Source organism: Bradyrhizobium sp. UNPF46 (assembly GCF_006658625.1).
Taxonomy (GTDB): Bacteria; Pseudomonadota; Alphaproteobacteria; order Rhizobiales; family Xanthobacteraceae; genus Bradyrhizobium; species Bradyrhizobium nitroreducens.
Genome location: NZ_LFJB01000074.1, coordinates 48,290 through 70,076 on the forward strand (window position 1 = coordinate 48,290; position 21,787 = coordinate 70,076).

A 21,787-nucleotide genomic window follows, 5' to 3' on the forward strand; every position below is an offset into this window, starting at 1 on the left:
CGGGCATCTCCATCGGCATCGGCACCAGGTAGTCGGCGAGCGAGCCGTTCACGAGCTGGCCGGTCTCGCTGTAGCGGCACTCCTCGAACAGCGCCGCGCCCAGCCCTTGCACGATGCCGCCGCGGAGCTGTTCGTCGACCAGCATCGGATTGATGACGCGGCCGCAATCCTCGACGATGAAATGCTTCAGGAGCTTGATGAGCCCGGTCTCGACATCGACCTCCAGCGCGCAGCCCTGGATGCCGTTGGTGAAGGCAAAGGGATAGCCCTGCGGCGCGAAATGATGGCTCACGGTCAGCTGCGCCTGTGTGCCGGGCGGCAAGGTGTCAGAGCGGAAATAGGCGATGCGCGCGATCTCGGCGATCGGCAAACGGGGCTTGCGCGTCGCAGCGTCCACGACCTCGCCGTCGACGATGTCGAGCGCCGCTGGCTGCTCCTGCAGAATGAGTGCGGCGATCTCCAGGATGTTGCGCTTGAGCGCGCGCGTGGCCTGCAGCGCGGTCTCGCCACCGATGCCGGCACCGCGGCAGGCCCAGGTCGCACCGCCATGCGGTGTCACCTCGGTATCTCCAGTGACGACCTTGACGTGCTCCTGCGCGATACCGAGCCGATCGGCCACGATCTGGCTGATGATCGCTTCGGTGCCCTGTCCCTGCTCGGTCACCGAGATCATGCAGCGGACCTCGCCCGACGGAGTCAGGCTCAGTATCGCACCGTCCTGCGAGGAGATGCGCGCGCCCCCGACGCCGTAGAAAGCCGGACTGGGATTGGTGATCTCGACGAAGGTCGCAATGCCGATGCCGCGATGGATGCCGCGCTTGCGCAGATCCGCCTGCTCGGCGCGCAGCGCGGGATAATCCATCATCTCGTGCAGGCGCTTCAGGCAGGCCTGGTGCGATAGCGCCTCGAAACGGTAGCCGGTCGGCGAGGTCTGCGGATAGGCGTCATCGGCGATCACGTTCTGCGCACGGATCGCGAAGGGATCGAGACCCAGCTTCGCTGCGGCCATGTCGACCAGACGCTCGGTGACGGCGCAGGCGATGGGATGCCCGACGGCGCGGTACTGGCTGGTCTGGACCTTGTTCTGGAAGATCACCTCGAGCGTGGCGCGATAGTTCTTGAAGCGATAGGGCGCGCCGATCAGGCGGATCACCTGGTTGCCCTCGACCACGCTGGTGCGCGGATAGGTCGAGAAGGCGCCGATCGCAGTTAGGTCCTCAACATCCATCGCCAGAATCCCGCCCTTGGCGTCCAGCGCCATGCGGGCACGGACGCGGTGGTCGCGGGCGTGGATGTCCGAGACGAAGGACTCCATGCGGTCGGCAACGTATTTCACGGGGCGACCGAGCAGGATCGAGAGGCCGACCACCGCCATGTCCTCGTGATAGACATGCAGCTTCATCCCGAAGGAGCCGCCGATATCGGTCGCGATGACGCGGACACGCGCTTCCGGGATGCCGTAGTGCCGCGAATAGAGATCCTGGAACTGATAGGGCGTCTGCGTACCGTGATGCACGGTGAGCATTCCCGCCGACGGATCGAAGTCCGCGACGAGCGCGCGTGGCTCGAGCGTCACCGCGGTATGGCGGCCGAACGAGAATTCCTCCTCCACCACATGGGCCGCATGGGTGAAGGCGTCGTCAACCGCGCCGCTGTCGAGCTGGCTGCGAAAGCAAACGTTACTGGCGCTGCCCGGATTGATCAGCGGCCCGCCGGGCTCGCGCGCGCCGTCGATGTCGACGACGACGGGAAGGTCCTCGTAGTCGACCTCGATCAGCTCCAGTGCATCCTCGGCGATCGCCCGGCTCTCGGCGACGACGGCAACCACTGCCTGCCCCGCCCAGACCACGCGATCCAGCGGCAACGGCCATTGCGGCGCGGAGGTCATGCCCTTGAAATGGTCGAGCGTCCCTGTCCACGGTGTGCAGATTTTTGCAAGATCCGCTCCCGTGGCGACGAGATGCACGCCTTCGACCGCGCGTACCCGCTCGGAGTTGATCGCGACGATCTTCGCATGCGGATGCGGGCTGCGCAGGAAAGCGGCATAGAGCATCCGCGGCAGCTTGAGGTCGCTGACATAGCGCCCGCGACCGGCCAGCAGCCGCTTTGCGTTCGGGCGCGGCACGGAGCGGCCGATATAGGAATTCGGGCGATCGAGCGAGGTCAGCGGTGCGCTCATGCCGCACCTCCGCCTTTGCTGCGCGCCTTCGCCACCGCATCGATGGCGTCCACGATCGCCTCATAGCCGGTACAGCGGCAGTAATTCCCCGACAGCGCGTCGCGGATCTCCTCGCGGCTCGGCTGCGCCACCCGCGACAGCAGCTCCTCCGCATTGACCAGCATGCCCGGCGTGCAGAAGCCGCACTGCAGCGCGTTGCGGCGATGGAATTCAGCCTGGAGGTCCGCGATCACACCGCGCTCCGACAGCCCTTCGATGGTGTCGACGGTCGCGCCGTCGGCCTGCACCGCAAAGACCAGGCAGGAATGCACGGCGCGGCCGTCGATCTGCACCAGGCAGGCACCGCAGGCGCCCATCTCGCAGCCGGCATGCGTGCCCGTCAGCTCGAGCTTGTCGCGCAGGCAATCGACCAGCGTGTCGCGCGGCGCGACCTCGCAGGTCACCTTGCGGCCGTTGACGATGAGGCGAACGCGCACCGTCTCGTCGGCCTCGTCCAGCAGGGTTTGGTCAAATCCGCTCATGCGCCTTCTCCGAGACGTCCGAGCAGGCGGCCAAGCAGCACGCGGGCAAGATGCAGCCGCATCGCCGGCGGCACCTCGTCACTGTCAGGCGGAGCGAGATCGCCTTCGAGCGCTCCTTGTGCTGCGGCAATGCGTTCGGTATCGAGACTCGATCCGATCAAGGTCGCTTCGGCCCCCTTCACCCGCGTCGGCGTATTGCCGACCGAGAAGAACGAGATGCGGATGTCGTCGATGCGCTCGCCGGTGAAGGTTGCAACCATCCCGCAGCCGACCAGCGCATAATCCCCACGCCGCCGCGCCAGCTCGTCGAACGCGAAGCGCTGATCGGCCTTGAACAGCGGAACGTGGATTGCGGTGATCAGCTCGCCGGGCTGCAACGCCGTCTCGAACAGATCGATGAAGAAATCGTCGGCCTTGATCCGCCGGCGGCCTGAAGGGGCGGCGATCTCGATTTCGGCATCCAGCGCCAGCGTCATCGCCGGGAATTCGGAGGCGGGATCGGCGAGCGCGACGCTGCCGCCAAAGGTGCCGCGGTTGCGGATCGCGGGATGGGCGACGAACGGCGCCGCCGCATGCAGCAGCGGGGCGAATTCGGCAATCAGCGGCTCGCTCAGCATTTCGCAATGGCGCGTCAGCGCGCCGATGCGCAAATGGCTGCCCTCGCGCCTGACGCCGCGCAGCTCGTCGATGTGGGTGATGTCGATGAGGAGCCGCGGCGCCTGCAGCCGCAGCGACAACGCCGGCACCAGGCTCTGGCCGCCGGCAATGAAGCGCGCGTCATCGCCGGCGCGCGCGTGAGCGTCCAGCGCCTGGTCGATCGTCGCCGCACGAAAATAGCTGAAAGCCCTCGCCTTCACTGCCGTTTCCTCAGAGATCCATCGGCTCATCAGCCGGGATGCCAGATTTGTAACCATCTGGTCTCAAAATCCTGACACGGCGTCGGGAGGCGGTCAACAGGAAATGACCATTTGGTCACAAATGCGCCTTGGGCTATGAAGGCTTTGAGACGTGCGATTCAGCGACGAAATGGCCCGAAAGACGCAGAAAACGGCGAAGCGACCGGTCCGGAAGCGGACCGAAACAGGCAGCAGGTCCGCGCCAAAGCGTCGCAACATGCGCGCGGCTGACCGCGAGCGCGCGATCGTGGAGGAAGCCATCCGCTTCTTCGCCGAGCGCGGCTTCGAGGGCCAGACCCGCGAGCTCGCCAAGCGCATGGGCATCACCCATTCGGCGATCTACCGCCACTTCCCGAGCAAGGAGGCGTTGATCGAGCGGGTCTACCAGGAGGTCTATCTCAGCCGCTGGTCGCCCGATTGGGGGGCGATGATCCGCGACCGCTCACTTTCACTCGAAGCGCGGCTCACGCGCTTCTATCTCGACTATGTCGAACGCGTGTTCGAGTACAATTGGGTGCGGATCTTCGTCTTCTCGGGCATGAAGTCGTTCGGCATCACCAGCCGCTATCTCGACATCGTCCGCCGCGAGATCATCGAGCCAGCGGCGGCCGAGCTGCGCTTTGAGCTGAAGCTGCCCGACGCGAAGGCTCATTCCTTGAGCGAGCGCGAGACCGAGCTGTTCTGGGGCCTGCACGGCCGTATCTTCTATCTCGCCATCCGCAAGTTCATCTATGAGACGCCGATCCCATCCGATCTCGACGCGATCGTCCGCGACGCCGTCCAGACCTTCATGGACGGCGCCAAGACGACGATGCCGAAGCTGTTGGCGAGCGGCTAGCTACTTTGCAAGGCTCGGCAGGTCGAGCCCCTTGTCGTGGGCGCAGTCGATCGCGATGTCGTAGCCCGCATCCGCATGGCGCATGACGCCAGAGGCCGGATCGTTCCAGAGCACGCGCTCGATGCGCTTGGCCGCCTCCGGCGTGCCGTCGGCCACGATCACCATGCCGGCGTGCTGCGAATAACCGATGCCGACGCCGCCGCCATGATGCAGCGACACCCAGGTCGCGCCGCTGGCGCAGTTCAGCAGCGCGTTCAGCAAGGGCCAGTCGGACACCGCGTCCGACCCGTCCTTCATCGCTTCGGTCTCGCGGTTGGGGCTCGCCACTGAGCCGCTGTCGAGATGATCGCGCCCGATCACGATCGGCGCCTTCAGCTCGCCGCGCGCCACCATCTCGTTGAAGGCGAGCCCGAGGCGATGGCGGTCGCCGAGGCCGACCCAGCAGATCCGCGCCGGCAGGCCCTGGAACTTGATCCGCTCCTTGGCCATATCGAGCCAGTTGTGCAGATGCTTGTCGTCGGGCATCAGCTCCTTGACCTTGGCGTCGGTATTGAAGATGTCCTCGGGATCGCCCGAGAGCGCTGCCCAGCGGAAAGGGCCGACGCCGCGGCAGAACAAGGGGCGGATATAGGCGGGCACGAAGCCGGGGAAATCGAACGCGTTCTTCAGGCCCATGTCCTGCGCCATCTGGCGGATATTGTTGCCGTAGTCGAGCGTCGGAATGCCCTGGCCATGGAAATCGAGCATCGCCTGGACGTGCTCGACCATCGACGTCTTGGAGGCGCGCTCGACTGCTTTCGGATCAGAGCTGCGCTTGGCTTCCCATTCGGCAAGCGTCCAGCCCTTCGGCAAGTATCCGTTGATCGGATCATGCGCGCTGGTCTGGTCGGTGACGATGTCCGGCTTGACACCGCGGCGCACCAGCTCCGGGAAAATCTCCGCGGCATTGCCGAGCAGGCCGACCGAGACGGCCTTTTTGGTCTTCGCGGCATCCGCCATGATCGCCAGCGCTTCGTCGAGCGTCGCGGCCTGGCGATCGAGATAGCCGGTGCGCAGCCGCATCTCGATGCGGCTCGGTTGGCATTCGACCGCGAGCATCGAGGCGCCGGCCATGGTCGCCGCGAGCGGCTGCGCGCCGCCCATGCCGCCAAGACCGGCAGTGAGGATCCACCTGCCGGCAAGGCTGCCGCCATAATGGCGCCGGCCGACCTCGACGAAGGTCTCGTAAGTGCCCTGCACGATGCCCTGGCTGCCGATATAGATCCAGGATCCGGCCGTCATCTGGCCGTACATCATCAGGCCCTTGCGATCGAGCTCGTTGAAATGATCGAGCGTCGCCCAATGCGGCACGATGTTGGAGTTCGCGATCAGCACGCGCGGCGCATCGGCGTGGGTGCGGAAGACGCCGACCGGCTTGCCGGATTGGACCAGCAGCGTCTCGTCGCCTTCGAGCTTGCGCAGGGCCGCGACGATCCGGTCAAAACTCTCCCAGTCGCGCGCGGCACGGCCGATGCCGCCATAGACCACGAGCTCGCTCGGACGTTCCGCAACATCAGGGTCGAGATTGTTCATCAGCATGCGCAGCGGCGCTTCCGTCAGCCAGCTCTTGGCGCTGATCTCGCTGCCGCGGGGGGCGCGAATGGTGCGGTCGTTATCCAGTCGGCGGTTCATGGGAGCCCCTTTAGTCAAGTCTCGGAAACGGATCGGATGAAAGTGCGGCAATCGCGACGGCCGGCAGCGTGTCGGCTTCGATCAGCGCGGCAGCCTTGGCGAGATCGCCGGCCATGTAGCGGTCGGCGCCGAGCGCGGGGACCTGTTCGCGCAACATTGCGATAACGGCGACCAACGGCACGCTGGTCGCATGCGGCGCGCGCAGCGTGATGCCCTGGGCGGCGACCAGCAGCTCGATGCCGAGAATGGCGGCGAGGTTGTCGGCCATGTCCGACAGTCGCCGCGCGGCATGCGCCGCCATCGAGACGTGATCTTCCTGGTTGGCGCTGGTCGGCGTCGAATCGATCGAGCAGGCGAGCGCGCGCTGCTTGTTCTCGGCATAGAGCGCAGCGGCCGTTACCTCGGCAATCATGAAACCGGAATTGATGCCGGGATCGGGTGTCAGGAACGGCGGCAGGCCGAAATTGAGCGCGGGATCGACCAGCGTCGCGATGCGCCGCTCGCTGATCGCGCCGATCTCCGACAGCGCCAGCGCGATGGCATCGGCGGCGAATGCGACAGGCTCGGCGTGGAAATTGCCGCCGGAGACGATCTCCCCGGTCTCGACCAGCACCAGCGGATTGTCCGTGACGGCATTGGCCTCGACGATCAGCGTACGGGCGGCTTGTGTGATCAGGTCGAGCGCGGCGCCCGCGACCTGCGGCTGGCAGCGCAGGCAATAGGGATCCTGCACGCGCTCGTCGCCTTCCAGATGCGACAGCCTGATGTCGCTGCCGTCGAGCAACGCCATCAATGTCGCGGCCGCGGCGATCTGCCCGGCATGGCCGCGCAGCGCCTGAATTTCCGGACGGAACGGCGCCGTGGAGGCCATCGCCGCATCGACCGACAACGCGCCGGTCACGAGTGCAGCGCGCGCCAGACCAAAGGCGCGCAGGACGCCGGCGACGGCATAGGCCGTCGAGAACTGCGTGCCGTTGATCAGAGCGAGACCTTCCTTTGGGCCGAGCGTCAGCGGCGCCAGACCGGCGGCGCTGAGCGCCTCGCTGCCGGACACGGCTCTCCCATCAACGAACGCCTCTCCCTCGCCGATCATCACCGCCGTCATGTGCGCGAGCGGTGCAAGATCGCCGGAGGCGCCGACCGAGCCCTGCTGCGGCACCAGCGGAGTGACGCCCCGCGCCAGCATGGCCTGCAACTGCTCGATCACCGCGCGGCGCACGCCGGAGGCGCCGCGCCCGAGCGAGACGATCTTCAATGCCATCATCAGCCGCACGATCGGCTCCGGCGTCGCCGGACCGACGCCGCAGCAATGCGACACGATCAGATTGCGCTGAAGCAGCGCGGTCTGGTCCGGCGGAATGCGCTTCGAGGCCAGCTTCCCGAATCCGGTGTTGATGCCATAGACGGGCGCATCCGCCTGCGCGGCCTTCGCGACGATCTCTGCAGCCGCCTCCACGCGCGGCCAGAACGACGGATCGAGGACGACAGGCTCACCCGCAAGCACACGCGCGAGATCGTCGAGGCCGACCGTTCCCGGTTTGACGACGATCGCTGCGCCCTGCTCCATCACTGTCCCCTCCACACCCGGCAATGCAGCGGATTGAAGCCGATGCGATAGACGAGCTCGGCAGGTCGCTCGATGTCCCAGATCGCAAGGTCGCACCACTTGCCGGCTTCCAGCGTGCCGGTCTCATCCAGCACGCCAAGCGCACGCGCGCCTTCACGGGTGACGCCAGCCAGGCATTCGGCGACCGTCATCCGGAACAGCGTCGCGCCCATGTTCATCGTGAGCAGCAGCGAGGTCAGCGGCGAGCTGCCGGGATTGCAGTCGGTCGCGAGCGCCAAGTGCACGCCGTGCTTGCGGAACGCCTCGACCGGCGGCTTCTGGGTCTCACGAATGAAGTAGAACGCGCCGGGCAACAGCACGGCGACCGTCCCGGCCTTCGCCATTGCGGCGGCGCCGGCTTCGTCGGTATGCTCGAGGTGATCGGCGGACAATGCCGAGAATTCTGCGGCGAGCGCGGCACCGCCGAGGTTCGACAGCTGGTCGGCATGCAGCTTGACCTGTAACCCGAGCCCTCTCGCCGTCTCGAACACCCGGGCCGTCTGCTCGGCCGAGAACGCGATGCCCTCCATGAAAGCATCGACGGCGTCGGCGAGGCCGGCCTTTGCAACAGCCGGCAGCATCTCGTTGCAGACGAGGTCGATGTAGCGATCCTTGTCGCCGTCCGCTTCCACGGGCAGTGCATGCGCCCCGAGGAAGGAGGTGCGGATCGTAACCGGCCGCTGGCGACTGATGCTTCGCGCAGCTGAGAGCTGCCGCATCTCGGTCTCGGTATCGAGGCCATAGCCGGACTTGATCTCGACCGTGGTCGCGCCCTCGCCGATCAGCGCATCGAGCCGCGGCAGTGCGCCTGCGACCAGCTCGGCCTCGCTCGCCTTGCGCGTCGCGGCCACCGTCGAGACGATGCCACCCCCGGCGCGCGCGATTTCCTCATAGCTCGCGCCCTTCAGGCGCAGCTCGAATTCGTGCGCGCGGTTGCCGCCGTAGACGAGATGAGTGTGGCAGTCGACGAGGCCGGGCGTGATCCAGCGCCCCTCGCAATCGATCCGCTCATTCGCGTCCGCATCAGCAGGAAAATCCGCCTTTGCGCCGGCATAGGCGATACGGCCGCCGCGCGCGGCGATCACACCATGCTCGATCTCGCCGAGATCGGGACGGTCGGCCTGCATCGTTGCAAGGCGGGCATTATGCCAGATCCGGTCGAAGCGCTCTGCCATGCGGGTATCCATTCGCCCTGGGATGCTTGACTTATATGTCTAGACATATAATCGTAACACGGTTCTGTCCAGCCGGCGTGTAATCATGACCCGACTGCATTTCGCCTCCGCGCTCCTGCCCTCGGGCTGGGCCAATGACGTGCAGGTGGTGATCACCGCCGGCGCGATCGCGGCGGTGACAGCGGACGTGCCGCCCGCCGCCGGCGACGAGCGCCACGCCATCGCGCTGCCGGGACTGGCGAGCCTGCACAGCCACGCCTTCCAGCGCGGCATGGCAGGTCTCGCCGAGCAACGCGGCGACAGCACCGATACATTCTGGACCTGGCGCGAGACGATGTATCGCTTCGCTCTCGCGATGACCCCGGACGACGTCGTTTCCGTCGCGACACTGCTTTATGTCGAGATGCTGGAGCAGGGCTTTACCCGCGTCGGCGAATTCCACTATCTGCATCACGACCGCGACGGCTCGCTCTATGCCGACCCAGCCGAGATGGCCGCACGGATTGCGCAGGCGGCCGAGGCCTCCGGCGTTGCGCTCACGCTGCTGCCGAGTTTTTATGCGCACGGCTCATTTGGAGGCGCGGCGCCTCACGATGGTCAGCGCCGCTTCATCTGCTCGGTCGATCAGTTCGCCACCTTGATGGCAGCCTCACGCAAGGCCATCGCAAACTTGCCGGGCGCCAATATCGGTATCGCGCCACATAGCCTGCGCGCGGTGGCACCGGACGAGTTGACGGCGATCGTTCCGTTGGCCGAAGGCGGACCGGTGCATATCCACGCCGCCGAGCAGGTGAAGGAAGTCGAGGATTGCCTGGCCTGGTCGGGTCGGCGTCCGGTGCAATGGCTGCTGGAGCATGCGCCCGTCGACCGGCGCTGGTGCCTCATTCATGCGACCCACATGACGGATGAGGAAGTTGCGGGCTTCGCGAAGACCGGTGCGGTGGCGGGTCTCTGCCCCATCACCGAAGCGAGCCTCGGCGACGGTATCTTCGCCGCACGTGAATTCCTCGCCGCCGGCGGCGTCTTCGGCGTCGGCACCGATTCCAATGTCCTGATCGGCGTCGCCGACGAGCTGCGCCAGCTTGAATACGGCCAGCGCCTCAAGCATCGCCAGCGCAACGTGCTCTCCGCTGGTGCAGGCCGCTCGACCGGACGCACGCTGTTCGACCATGCTCTTGCAGGCGGCGCGCAGGCTCTCGGGCAGCCGAATGTTGGCCTCGCACCCGGCGCCCGCGCCGACATCGTCACGCTCGACGCCGCGCATCCGTCGCTGGCAGGACGCCTGCGCGATGACCTCATCGACGGCTGGATCTTCGCCGCCGGTGGCGCTGCGATCGATTGCGTCTGGGCCGGCGGCAACAAGGTGGTCGAGGGCGGGCGGCACAGGCTGCGCCAGATGGCGCGCGAGCGCTTCAACGCCACGGTGCGGAGGCTCGTCGCATGAGCCTTGCCACCGACGCAGCCGACAAGCCCACGCTCTACAAGCGCATTCGCGCCGACATCGAGAAGCGCATCCTCACCGGCGAGTGGCCGCCGGGCCACCGCATTCCGTTCGAGCATGAGCTCGTCGCACGTTACGGCTGCTCGCGCATGACCGTGAACAAGGCGCTGTCGGAGCTCGCGCAGGCCGATCTGATCGAGCGGCGGCGGCGCGCGGGCTCCTTCGTGCGCCGGCCGCAGCACATGTCGGCGGTGCTCAAGATTGCCGACATCCGCGCCGAGATCACCGCCCTGGGGCGCGCCTACGGCTACGAGCTGATCCATCGCAAGCTGCGCACGGCCACCACAGCCGACCGCGATCGTCTCGGCGTGAAGAAGGCCGGCAAGGTGGTCGCTATCACCTGCCGGCACAGCGCCGACAACGTGCCGTTCGCCGTCGAGGACAGGCTGATCGACCTGTCGTCCGTGCCTGACGCCGCGAGCGCGGATTTCTCGCGCGAGCCGCCCGGCTCGTGGCTGCTTCACCATGTCCCATGGACGGAGGCCGAGCACACGATCAGCGCCATCGTCGCGGACGATCATACAGCGGACGCGCTCGCGATCGCCGTCGGCGCCCCCTGTCTCGTGATCGACCGCTACACCTGGCGCAGCGCCCGCACCATCACCGCCGTGCGCCTGCTCTATCCCGGTGACTCTCACCGCCTTGTCGCGCGATTCAAGGGAGGCTGAGATAATATGTCGGCACAAATCGTGCAACGCTTCGAGCAACGGCCCACAGGGCCGACATGAAGAGATCAACAGGACGTCAATCCACCGATCGGCAGAGGACGACAATCATGCGTAGTTCGACAGTATTTGCGACAATCATTGCTCTTTCGGCCGCTACTCCCGCGCTCGCCGACGACATCAAGGTCGGCGTCGGCATCTCCGGATGGACCGGCTTCGCGCCGCTGACGTTGGCGAAGGAGGCCGGCATCTTCAAGAAGAACGGGCTCGACGTCACCATCAAGAAGATCCCGCAGAAGGACCGGCATCTCGCCGTCGCGTCCGGCGACATCCAGTGCGCGGCGACCACGGTCGAGACCTGGATCTCCTGGAACGCCAATGGCGTTGCGACCAAGCAGATCTTCCAGCTCGACAAGAGCTATGGCGCCGACGGCATGGCGGTGCGCAACGACGTGGCCGCGATCAAGGACCTCAAGGGCAAGACCGTTGCCGCCTCCGCGCCCGGCACCTCGCCCTATTTCGCACTGGCCTGGATGCTGAAGAAGAACGGCCTCACCGTGAAGGACGTCACCGTCGTCAACCTCGAGCCGGCCGCCGCTGCGCAAGCTTTCGTCTCCGGCCAGAACGATGCCGCGATGACCTATGAGCCCTATCTGTCGACGGTGCGCGCCGCCCCCGACAAGGGCAAGATCATCGCGACCACGCTGGACTATCCCATGGTGATGGACACTTTCGGCTGCACGCCGAAATTCCTCACCGAGAATCCCAAGGCCGCCAAGGCGCTCGCCGACAGCTATTTCGAGGCGCTCGACATGATCGCCAAGGACCAGGCCAAGGCCTACGAGATCATGGGCGCCGACGTGAAGCAGACCGGCGAGCAGTTCGGCAACTCGGCGAAATATCTGCGCTGGCAGGACAAGGCCGCGAACCAGAAGTTCTTCGCGGGCGACTTCCTGACCTTCAACAAGGAGGCTGCCGACCTCCTGCTCGAGATCGGCATCATCAAGGCCGCGCCGAAAGTCGAGGATCTCTTCGACGCGAGCTTCATCAAGTAAGTCACTTCAGGAGCTGCCGGCTCCGCCTCGCGGCGGGGCCGGCACATCTGTTCACCGCCTGGATAAATCGTCGATGCGTCCCCTTGACTCTGTTACATCGAAGCAGCGCGTGGGCTACGGCTTTGCGTTCTTCGTGGTGTTCGTCGCCCTCTGGTCGTGGGCGACCTTTGGCGGTTATGTCTCGAAGACCTTTCTCGCCAACCCGCTGACGATGGTGCAGGAAGGTTATGACCTCTTGGCCAAGCAGGGTTTTGTGTTCGACATCGGCATGACCATCTGGCGCGTCGTCGGTGGTTTTGCGCTGGCCGCCATCATCGCAGTGCCGCTCGGCGTTCTCATGGGCGCCTACAAGCCGGTCGAGGCCTTCCTCGAACCGTTCGTCTCCTTCGCCCGCTATCTGCCCGCCTCCGCCTTCATTCCGCTCCTGATCCTGTGGGCCGGCATCGGCGAATTGCAGAAGCTGCTCGTCATCTTCATCGGCTCGGTATTCCAGGTGATCCTGATGGTCGCCGTGACCGTCGGCGCCACCCGGCGCGATCTGGTCGAGGCCGCCTATACGCTCGGGGCCGGCGACCGCGGCATCATCCGCCGCGTGCTGCTGCCCTCCTCCGCGCCGGAGATCGCGGAAATCCTGCGGCTGGTGCTGGGCTGGGCCTGGACCTACGTCATCGTCGCCGAGCTGATCGGCTCGTCCTCAGGCATCGGTCACATGATCACCGACAGCCAGGCGCTGCTCAACACCGGGCAGATCATCTTCGGCATCATCGTGATCGGGCTGATCGGCCTGCTCTCGGACTTCCTGTTCAAGGCGTTCAACGCCTGGCTGTTTCCGTGGAGGCTCGCATGACGATCCTCAAGGTCGAGCAGGTCTCGCGCACCTTCCCCGCGCGCCACGGCAACGCGCCAACGAGAGCGCTGGAGCCGACCGACCTCGTCATCGGCAACAACGACTTCGTCACCATCCTCGGCCCCTCCGGCTGCGGCAAGTCCACGCTGCTGCGCATCGTCGCGGGCCTCGATCGTCCGACCAGCGGCCGCGTCACGCTCGACGGGCGCGAAGTCACCGGCCCCGGCGCCGATCGCGGCATGGTGTTCCAGTCCTACACGCTGTTTCCCTGGCTCACCGTGCGCGAGAACATCGCCTTCGGCCTGCGTGAGCGCGGCGTGTCCGAGGCGGAGCGAAACAAAGTCGCCGACGCCCTCATCCGCCAGGTTGGGCTCACCGGCTTCGAGAACCACTGGCCGAAGCAGCTCTCCGGCGGCATGCAGCAGCGCACGGCGATTGCGCGCGCGCTCGCCAACGATCCCAAGATCCTGCTGCTCGACGAGCCCTTCGGCGCGCTCGACAACCAGACCCGTGCATTGATGCAGGAAATGCTGCTCGGCATCTGGGAACGCGACCAGAAGACGGTGCTGTTCGTTACCCACGACATCGAGGAGGCGATCTTCCTCGGCAGCCGCGTCATCGTCATGAGCGCGCGTCCCGGCCGCATCAAGGCTGAGATTGCCGTGGACCTGCCGCATCCGCGCTCCTACAAGATCAAGACCACGCCGGAATTCGTCCAGCTCAAGGAACGGCTGGTCGAGGAGATCCGCACCGAGGCGCTGAAGGTTGCCGAACATGCCTGACATCAAGCCGCGTGCCGACGGGAGGCGCGTTCTCGCCGATCTCAATGCGCTGCGTGCCATCGGCACCTACAAGACCGGCGTGCACAAGCCGACCTTCTCCGAGCCGCACAAGCTTTCGCTGGACTGGCTGGTGCGGAAGCTGCCCGACGCCGGCCTCTCCGCTGCGATCGACGGCATCGGCAACGTGTTCGGGACCAGCGCCAAGTCCGGGCCAAAGCTGCTGGCCGGCTCGCATCTGGAAAGCCAGAACTATGCCGGCTGGCTCGATGGGCCGCTCGGCGTCGTCTATGCGCTCGAGGCTGCGCGCGTGCTCAATGCCGATCCCTCGGCGAAGGGCGCCGTGGAGGTTGTCGCCTGGTGCGACGAGGAAGGCCATTTTGGGCATTTCCTCGGCTCGCGCTCCTATGTCGGACAGGTCACCGAAGCCGACATCGACGCCGCAAGCGACCGCACCAGCGGCCGCACCATGCGCGATGCGCTCGCCGAGATGGGGCTCTCGGGGCGCCCGCGTATCGCCGTGGAGCCTGGTCGGCACGTCGGATATCTGGAGGCGCATATCGAGCAGGGCGACACGCTCGAGAGCGGCAAGCTCGCGATCGGCGTCGTGACGTCCATCGTCGGCATCTGGCAATACCAGATCAACTTCATCGGCGAGCAGAATCACGCCGGCACGACCCGCATGGCTGCACGCAAGGATGCCGGGCTGGCGCTGGCGAAATTCTGCGTGGCGATCGACCAGCGCTTTCCGGCCGCGTGCGGCCCCCGCACGGTCTGGACCACCGGCCGCATCACGCTCGATCCGGGCGCGCCGAGCATCATTCCCGGCGGCGCCGAGATGCTATTCCAGATCCGCGACGACAATCCCGCCGTCATCGCGCGGCTGGAGGAGCTGCTGCGCACGATGGCCGATGAGGTCAACGCGACGGGCCCCTGCAGCGTCACCGTGGAGAAGATTCGCACCGGCGCGCCCGCGATGATGGACGCCGGCTTTCAGGATGCGATCGAAGCTGCGAGCAAGGCGGTCGCCGGCGGACGCTCCATCCGCATGCCCAGCGGAGCCGGCCACGACGCACAGATGCTCGCGACCGTCATGCCCGCCGGCATGCTGTTCGTGCCGTCGATCGGCGGCATCAGTCATCACTGGACCGAGAACACTGCGGACGCCGATATTGTCACCGGTGCGCAGGTCTTCGTCGATGCCTGCCGGCGGATTCTCGGCGGCTGATGCCGGCAGCCATGACCGGGAACGAAACCTATACCGAAGCTACGACCGGCTATTGGCAGGAATTGACGCCGGACATCCCCGCGCGCTTCCCGGCGACGCCCCCCTATCGCTTCGGCTATCCCGCCACCCTGCCCTGCGGCCGCGTTCTCGTCCTGCCTCTGCGCCAATTGCCCGATCGCGATCATGCCGTCGCCTCGCTCATCGCCAACCAGGCTTCAAACCTCGTCGTCAGGGCGCTTGCAGACCACATGGCGACGCAAGCACGCGCATTGGATGCCGAGATCGTCGTCGGATTGCCGACGCTTGGTCTTGCCTTCGCATCGCAGGTCGCCGAACGGCTCGGGCAACCGCGCTATGTCCCGCTCGGCTATTCGCGCAAATTCTGGTACGACGACGCACTGTCCGAGCCTGTAACTTCAATCACCAGCCCGGAGGCCGGGAAAAAGTTGCGGCTGGATCCGAATATGCTGCCCCTGATCGAACGTCGCCGCGTGGTGCTGGTCGACGATGCGATCTCGACCGGCTCGACCGCAATTGCCGCGGTGCGCCTGTTGCAGACGATCGGCGTCGACATTGCCGGCATGGTCGTCGCGATGAAGCAGACCAATCGTTGGCAGGCTGCGGCCGCGGCGCTTCAGGTTCGCGCGGTGTACGGATGCCCGCTCTTCCAGCGTGGCGAGGGCGGCTGGATACCGCTGGCGGAGACGCAACCCAACATTCCCTGACGGGTCGGGCGATTGCGAGCATCGGCCACGTGGCCAGCGCGGGGCACGTATCTTGCGCAGGATCGGGCAAAACCCGAGCGCTTTGGGAAAGACGCCGGCCCGGCCTCTCGCCTAGAACATGGCCCGCACGCGCGAGAAGGTCCGCCATGTCCAAGAGTCCGAACGGCGCCGCAACGCCCGCCTCGATCGTTGACGCCCTGAAGGCCGTCGCCGGCAATCCGCCGAAGGTCCGCGCGAGCTTCGCCAAGGGCTGGTGCGTTCGCGGCACCTACACCCCGTCGGACCGGGCGGGGGAAGTCACGCGATCGCAGAGCTTTACGAAACCATCGCGCGTTCTGGCGCGCTTCTCGGTAGGCGGCGGCAATCCTGCCGTCGCTGACACCAACAATCTGGTGCTGCGCGGCTTCAGCTTCAAGCTCGGCGACGACGATCATCGCTCCGACATTCTCGTGGAGAGCGCGCCCGTGCATTTTGCGCGAACGCTGGACCAGATGCAGGCTTTCCTCGAGGCCCGCATCCCGGGGCCGGACGGCAAGCCTGACATGGCGAAGGTCAAGGCCTTCTCGGCGGCCAACCCCGAGACGCTCAATCAGGCGAGCTATGTCGCCGCACGACGGCTGCCCGGAAGCTTTGCCGGCACGACCTATTGGGGCGTGCATGCCTTTCCGGCAACGAACGAGCAAGGCGAGAGGCGCTTCATCAAGTTCAAAATCGTCCCGACCGGCGGCGAGATCACGCTGAGCGAGGACGAAGCGAGGGGGAAGCCAGCCGACTTCCTGCGCGCCGATCTGGGCACCCGCATCGCTGCAGGCCATGTCCGCTTCAACGTGATGGCCCTGCTCGACCGCCCCGGCGATCCCGTCATGGACGTGACCAGGCGCTGGCCGGACGAGGACAGCCGCGACGAGGTGCGGCTGGGCACGATCGTGATCACGGGGCTCGAACCGGACCAGGCCTGCGACAGCTCCATCTTCAATCCGGCCAATCTCGCCGACGGCATCGGCTACCCACCGGACGAGATCTTTGCGGCGCGGCGCGCGGCCTACACCATCTCGCTCGCCAAGCGTCGCTGAGGACGGAAGCCGCCCGGCTTCACGTTTCGCCGCTCGGAGCACCGAGCGCCTCGCGGCGCCAGACGGCCGGGCTGACGCCGGCGATCGACGAAAACACCCGCGTGAAGTGACTCTGGTTGGCGAACCCGGCCGAGATCGCGATCTCCGACAGCGGCAGGTCGCGGACGCTCATCAATTGCTTGGCGGCCTTCACGCGCTGATGCAGCAGCCATTGGTGCGGCGGCAGGCCGACCGAGATTCGAAATGCGCGCGAGAAATGGCTGACCGACAGGTCGAGCTCGGCCGCGACCTTCTGCAACGACAGCTTGCCGCCGAGATCCGACTCCAGCCTCTCGCAGGCGCGCTTCGCCTGCCATGGCGCGAGACCGCCACGCGCGAGCGCGGACGTGCGCTGAAGCCCGCCATAGGCCTGGGCGACATGAGCGGTCAACCCCAGCATCATGTGGTCGATGAAGAGCTGGTTGGCCTCGTCCGGCCTGCGCAGGCCTTCCTGCAGCGATGCACCGATGTGGCGAATGATTCCATCATCATGCCCGACGCCGACCTGGCAGTCGAGCTCGTCGACCCGCGGCACCTTGCTCTGTTCGGCGATGCTGTCGAGCGCCGAGCGCGGAATGTAGAAGAACAGCGAGTGGAACGGCTTGTCGATCACGTAGCGCGGGTCGCGCTTGAGGTCATAGAGATAGGTCGCGCCGGCGCGAACGTCCGCCTTCATGACGGACTTGCCGCGCTCCCAGAGCTCGCAATCCGGGTAGTCGTGCAGCTTCAGGCTGACCAGAAAGGCATCTTCGGCCGCCAGCGAACCGGAGAGGCCGGGCACCGGGCGGTCGTTCCGTGTTTCGGTGACCGCGAGCTCGGCGCTGCGCAGCGAGCGCGCGACCAGCGCGGGCGGCGCATCCTTCAAACGCAGGAACTGCCCAAGCCTCTGCCCGTAGGCGCCTGCCTGTGCCATCGGAATCGTCCTTCTGTGGAAGCTCAAATGCAGGCCACAGGGTCCCGCCATCTGCGGAAACCATTATCGGATATCCGCCAATAGCTGTCCACGCTCACGCGCGGCGAGCTCATCACAGGTTTTCACAAATGCACGATGGATGCCGCGGCGTCCCGCGGCCGCGCCGCCCGCTAGAACGAGGTGCCGCCGCCGAACCTGAACTCCTGGACGATGTCGTACTTGCCCTTCGTGATCGGCACGGCGTAGTCGAAGCGCAGCGGTCCGAACGGGGAGGCCCAGATCAGACCGACGCCGACCGACGAGCGCACCGTGCTGCCGTCGTCATATTGCAGTCCGCAGGTCGGGCACGCCTTGGTGTTGACCTCGCCCGTGGCCGTCCACGACGTCGGCCCCTGATAGCCCCAGAGCGAGCCGGCATCGGCATAGACCGCACCCTTCAGGCCGACCTCCTTGGGCAGGAACCAGAACGGCATCTGCAGCTCCATCGACGCGCCCCAATATTTCGTGCCGCCGAGCGCATCGCCGTTGGAGCCGTAATTGTAGTAGGTGATGTCGCGCGGACCGATCCCGTTCGAAGCGAAGCCGCGCACCAGGTTCGGGCCCATCTGGAAATGATCCAGCATGCGCAGATCCTGGCTGCCGAGCTTGCTGAGAACGCCGCCCTGGAGATGGATCACGCTGACGATGTCGGAGACGAGCGGCGTGTAATATTTGGTATCCAGCACGGTCTTCAGATAGGTGACGTCGCCGCCGACGCCGGCGAAGTCCTGCCGGAAGTCGACCAGCAATCCGTCCGTCGGGTTCTTGGTGTTGTCGAGCGTGTTGTAGCTCAGCGTGTAGCCGAGCGCCGACGTCCAGGTCGCGCCGTTCGCCAGCTCCTTGCGGACCGGCAGACTCGACTCGCCATCGCCATAGCAGCCGTAGCCATAGACGCCGGAATCCGTGCCATTGGTCGGGTCCACGCCGCCCAGAACATTCTTGATGTAGGCCGGCGTCGGGTTGAAGGCCAGCGAGGAGTTCGACGCGTTGTTGTTGCAGTTGTTGTAGGCGCTGGCGAGCGTGATGCTCTGCTGATAGAGCGAGTAGCGGAGCTGGAGCGAGAGGTCCTCGCGCAGGGCAAGGCCAATGCGCGGGGAGAAGCCGAGCGTGGTCACGCCGTAGCTCGTATAGCTGTTCGATTTCTGCTGCTTCCAATAGGTATCGAATCCGAGCGCCATCCGGTAGTCGAGCAGATAGGGCTCGACGAACGACAGCGATATTCCCCGTGAATACTGGCCGTAACTTACCGACGCCTTGGCGTAGAGCCCCTTGCCGAGCAAATTGCGCTCGGAGATCGAGACTTCGGCCAGCGCGCCGTCGGACGTGGAATAGCCGCCCGAGATCGAGAAGTCGCCGGTCGATTTCTCTTCCATGTCGACGATCAGGATCACGCGGTCGCTGGAGGAACCGGGCTCGGTGACGATCTTGACGCTCTTGAAGTAATCGAGGTTCTTCAGCCGGCGCTCGGCGCGGTCGACCAGCGCGCGGTTGTAGGCATCTCCCTCCGAGAGGTCGAATTCGCGGCGAATCACGTAGTCGCGCGTACGGGTGTTGCCGCGCAAGGTGATGCGCTCGATATAGGTTCGCGGCCCTTCGTCGACATTAAAGACGATGGAGACGGTGTGCGCCTCGAAATTGCGATCGCCGCCGGGACGGACCACGGCGAACGCATAGCCGCGGCGCGAGGCCTCGATCTGCATCTCTTCGGTCGACTTCTCGACCAGCTCGACGTTGTAGAGCGAGCCGGCGCTGACGCGCGAATAGGTGCGAAGCGTGCCCGTGTCGAAATTGGGAATGCTGGAGCGGAACTCGACGGAGCCGACGCGATATTGGGCGCCTTCCTCGATCTTGAAGGTGACGTCGAAGCCTTTCTTCTCCGGATCGTATTCGGTGAGCGCGGCGACGACCTGGACGTCGGCAAAACCATTCTTGAGGTAGAAGCGGCGGATCAGGTCGCGGTCAGCCTCGACGCGATCGGGATCGTAGATGTCGTTGCTGGCGAGGAAGCTGAGCAGGTTGCTCTCGCGCGTCTTGATGACGTCGCGCAGGCGCGAGGCCGAGAAGGCGCTGTTGCCGATGAACTCGACCGACTTGACCGAGGTCTTGGCTCCCTCCTCGACCGTGAAGATGAGATCGACGCGGTTGTTCGGCTGCTCGATGATCTCCGGCGTGACGCGGACGTCGTAGCGGCCGGAGCGCCGGTAGATTTCAGCGATGCGCAGCGTGTCCGACTGCACCAGCGCGCGCGAGAACGTGCCGCGCGGCTTGGACTGGATTTCCGCCGAGAGCTGCTCGTCCTTGATCTTCTTGTTGCCCTCGAAGGCGATGCGGCCGATGACGGCATTCTCGACCACCGACACCACGATGCGGCCGCCGGATTGACTGATCTTGACGTCCTGAAACAGACCGGTCGCGATCAACGCCTTGAGCCCGTCATCGACGGCGGATTGATCCAGGCGCCCGCCCGGGCCGGGCCTGAAATAGGAGCGGACCGTCTCGGCCTCGACGCGGCGGTTACCCTCGACCACGATCGTCTCCACGACTTGCGCGGATGCCGGCTGCGGCAACAGCACGACCGGAATTGAACCCGCAACCGATAAACCACTCATTGCCACCGCGATCAGCAAGGCCCGCAACACCGACATTCCACACCTCAAGAGCACCCTGCTGCTCTGAAACGAAACGGCTGTGGCCGTGGTGTGGCTTTGAGATTGCTGGACTGTTTCCGCTCGTTGAATTTGATTGACGGATCAGCCGTGTGATTGCGGTCGTCATGACGACCGCACGCGCCTTGCAGCACGAATGTCCGGCGTCCTGCCCCCTGACGCGCGGTTCGACCGTGCGAGCGCGCAGCAACATTGCGCAACGCCTGAATTCTTTACAGCCTCTCGAGCCGGTGCGAGAGGCGATGGCATCAGGAATTCGCATGGGTATTTGCCGATGAATGCGCTTGTTACGACCAGCACGGTGCTGGCTGCCCTCCTCGCCTCGACTTTCGGCGCACATGGCGCAACCAGCGGCAAGCGCGATCGACAACTGACGACGCCGAATACGGTCTACGAGTACGGCCCGCGCGGCCCCAACCGGTCCTACCAGTCCGGCCCACGCACGCGCATCTATGTGAGCAAGCGATCGTGGCTGGACGGCGGAACGGAGGTCCTTCCGGGCGAGCGCAAGTTCACCGACTATGCCTTCCCGCCCGGCGCCTCGTTCGCACGCAGCAACAACAACCGGCCGCTCGACCGGCAGCCATTGAGCCCGGATTCGGACCTCGGCGGATTCGCGCAGCGAATTCCGATTTCGTGGTGAGCGGACCTCTCGTGTCCCGGACAAGCCGCGGCGCCTCTTGGCGTTGCGGCGCAGAGCCGGGACCCAGGCGGCACCGGAGGTCGCGGTGAGATGGGCCCCGGCTCTGCAGCGCACCGCACCTGTCGATGCTTTGCATCGCCGAGCGTGCTGCGCTGCGTCCGTGGCACGAGAGCGGAGTGTAGCGCGCTCTTTCCAAGTCATCGTTGCGATGCTCCCCCTGCATATTCCGGCGGCGGTGCGGTAGAGTGGGCAAAGGCGCACAGCGCCGTGCCCACGATCTCCATCCATAAGCAACAAAGGCGTGGGCACGCTGCGCTTTGCCCACCTACGAGATCGAGCTCGTGACACGCAGCTCGGCTCGCAGACTGTCATTCCCCGCGACGGCGGGGAATCCAGTACGCCGCGGCTTATCGGTTCGATCACTGCAGGCTCTGGAATACTGGATCGCCCGATCCTAGTGCGCAATTGCGCACTGGCCGGGCGATGACGCTGAGTGTGTGGTGATAGACACGGCTTCGCAGCCTCGCGGCGCATTTCGCCCGAGCTTTGCTTGGTATCGCTACCCTCTTGAGCCAAGAGGGCGCAGGGAAGGCCGGGTGCCGACTGGCACCCGCGGTCTGCTGCGCGAAAGGCACGCGCAAGAAAGACCGCACAGCAGCATACAGGTGTCGCCGATCACTCGGCCTTCCCTGCGCAGTGGCTGGACGGCTTATGCCGTGATCTCCCGG

General features: G+C 65.7%; 17 protein-coding genes and 1 pseudogene. 10 read left to right on the plus strand and 8 right to left on the minus strand.

Annotated features, from left to right (window positions below):
• Window positions 1-61: 61 nt before the first annotated feature.
• The 3 genes and pseudogenes from UNPF46_RS38760 to UNPF46_RS27040 form a co-directional block, all read right to left on the minus strand.
• Window positions 62-2,179: pseudogene (locus UNPF46_RS38760) on the minus strand (xanthine dehydrogenase family protein molybdopterin-binding subunit); the annotation flags it as partial.
• Window positions 2,176-2,700, minus strand: coding sequence for a (2Fe-2S)-binding protein (locus UNPF46_RS27035; RefSeq protein WP_142252026.1), 525 nt, complete (start codon window positions 2,698-2,700; stop codon window positions 2,176-2,178). The gene UNPF46_RS27035 and the pseudogene UNPF46_RS38760, both read right to left, overlap by 4 nt.
• Window positions 2,697-3,557, minus strand: a complete 861-nt coding sequence (locus UNPF46_RS27040) for an FAD binding domain-containing protein (protein WP_142252027.1) — start codon at window positions 3,555-3,557, stop codon at window positions 2,697-2,699. The genes UNPF46_RS27035 and UNPF46_RS27040 overlap by 4 nt, the downstream gene beginning before the upstream one ends.
• 256 nt (window positions 3,558-3,813) lie before the next feature.
• On the opposite strand from UNPF46_RS27040, the gene UNPF46_RS27045 reads away from it, so the two are divergent.
• Window positions 3,814-4,434: a TetR/AcrR family transcriptional regulator gene (locus UNPF46_RS27045; RefSeq protein WP_174718778.1), complete on the plus strand. Its 621-nt coding sequence runs from the start codon at window positions 3,814-3,816 to the stop codon at window positions 4,432-4,434.
• Here UNPF46_RS27045 and hutU read toward each other — a convergent pair whose 3' ends face one another.
• The 3 genes from hutU to hutI are packed head-to-tail and all read right to left on the minus strand — an operon-like array spanning window position 4,435 to window position 8,886.
• Complete coding sequence (gene hutU / locus UNPF46_RS27050; protein WP_142252029.1) at window positions 4,435-6,105, minus strand: urocanate hydratase; 1,671 nt, start codon at window positions 6,103-6,105, stop codon at window positions 4,435-4,437. It abuts the gene before it with no gap.
• 10 nt (window positions 6,106-6,115) lie between these two features.
• Window positions 6,116-7,672: a histidine ammonia-lyase gene (gene hutH, locus UNPF46_RS27055; protein ID WP_502705503.1), complete on the minus strand. Its 1,557-nt coding sequence runs from the start codon at window positions 7,670-7,672 to the stop codon at window positions 6,116-6,118.
• Window positions 7,672-8,886 (minus strand): imidazolonepropionase, encoded by a 1,215-nt coding sequence (hutI, locus tag UNPF46_RS27060; RefSeq protein WP_142252031.1) that lies wholly within the window; start codon window positions 8,884-8,886, stop codon window positions 7,672-7,674. Before hutI ends, hutH begins: the two co-directional genes overlap by 1 nt.
• 85 nt (window positions 8,887-8,971) lie before the next feature.
• On the opposite strand from hutI, the gene UNPF46_RS27065 reads away from it, so the two are divergent.
• The 8 genes from UNPF46_RS27065 to UNPF46_RS27100 all read left to right on the plus strand — a co-directional run bounded on the left by UNPF46_RS27065 (window position 8,972) and on the right by UNPF46_RS27100 (window position 16,759).
• Window positions 8,972-10,330, plus strand: coding sequence for a formimidoylglutamate deiminase (locus UNPF46_RS27065; protein WP_142252032.1), 1,359 nt, complete (start codon window positions 8,972-8,974; stop codon window positions 10,328-10,330).
• Entirely contained in the window at window positions 10,327-11,055 is a 729-nt protein-coding gene (hutC, locus tag UNPF46_RS27070; protein ID WP_142252033.1) for a histidine utilization transcriptional repressor HutC, read from the plus strand. Before UNPF46_RS27065 ends, hutC begins: the two co-directional genes overlap by 4 nt.
• A gap of 107 nt (window positions 11,056-11,162) precedes the next feature.
• Window positions 11,163-12,107, plus strand: a complete 945-nt coding sequence (locus tag UNPF46_RS27075) for an ABC transporter substrate-binding protein (RefSeq protein WP_100175498.1) — start codon at window positions 11,163-11,165, stop codon at window positions 12,105-12,107.
• Between the two features lie 73 nt (window positions 12,108-12,180).
• The gene (locus UNPF46_RS27080) at window positions 12,181-12,954 is read left to right on the plus strand and encodes an ABC transporter permease (protein ID WP_142252034.1); all 774 of its coding nucleotides are present in this window, start codon (window positions 12,181-12,183) and stop codon (window positions 12,952-12,954) included.
• The gene (locus UNPF46_RS27085; protein WP_181770131.1) at window positions 12,951-13,736 is read left to right on the plus strand and encodes an ABC transporter ATP-binding protein; all 786 of its coding nucleotides are present in this window, start codon (window positions 12,951-12,953) and stop codon (window positions 13,734-13,736) included. The genes UNPF46_RS27080 and UNPF46_RS27085 overlap by 4 nt, the downstream gene beginning before the upstream one ends.
• Complete coding sequence (locus UNPF46_RS27090; RefSeq protein ID WP_142252036.1) at window positions 13,729-14,961, plus strand: Zn-dependent hydrolase; 1,233 nt, start codon at window positions 13,729-13,731, stop codon at window positions 14,959-14,961. Before UNPF46_RS27085 ends, UNPF46_RS27090 begins: the two co-directional genes overlap by 8 nt.
• Before the next feature lie 11 nt (window positions 14,962-14,972).
• On the plus strand, window positions 14,973-15,686 hold the full coding sequence (locus UNPF46_RS27095) for a phosphoribosyltransferase (protein WP_142252037.1): 714 nt from the start codon (window positions 14,973-14,975) through the stop codon (window positions 15,684-15,686).
• Between the two features lie 146 nt (window positions 15,687-15,832).
• Entirely contained in the window at window positions 15,833-16,759 is a 927-nt protein-coding gene (locus UNPF46_RS27100; RefSeq protein WP_142252038.1) for a catalase family peroxidase, read from the plus strand.
• A gap of 19 nt (window positions 16,760-16,778) precedes the next feature.
• On the opposite strand, the gene UNPF46_RS27105 is transcribed toward UNPF46_RS27100, so the two are convergent.
• The gene (locus tag UNPF46_RS27105) at window positions 16,779-17,711 is read right to left on the minus strand and encodes a helix-turn-helix domain-containing protein (RefSeq protein ID WP_100175503.1); all 933 of its coding nucleotides are present in this window, start codon (window positions 17,709-17,711) and stop codon (window positions 16,779-16,781) included.
• 170 nt (window positions 17,712-17,881) lie between these two features.
• Window positions 17,882-20,395: an outer membrane protein assembly factor BamA gene (gene bamA, locus UNPF46_RS27110; protein ID WP_181770132.1), complete on the minus strand. Its 2,514-nt coding sequence runs from the start codon at window positions 20,393-20,395 to the stop codon at window positions 17,882-17,884.
• A gap of 295 nt (window positions 20,396-20,690) precedes the next feature.
• Between bamA and UNPF46_RS27115 the strand changes: the two genes are divergently transcribed.
• Complete coding sequence (locus tag UNPF46_RS27115) at window positions 20,691-21,059, plus strand: hypothetical protein (RefSeq protein WP_100175505.1); 369 nt, start codon at window positions 20,691-20,693, stop codon at window positions 21,057-21,059.
• Window positions 21,060-21,787: the final 728 nt, after the last annotated feature.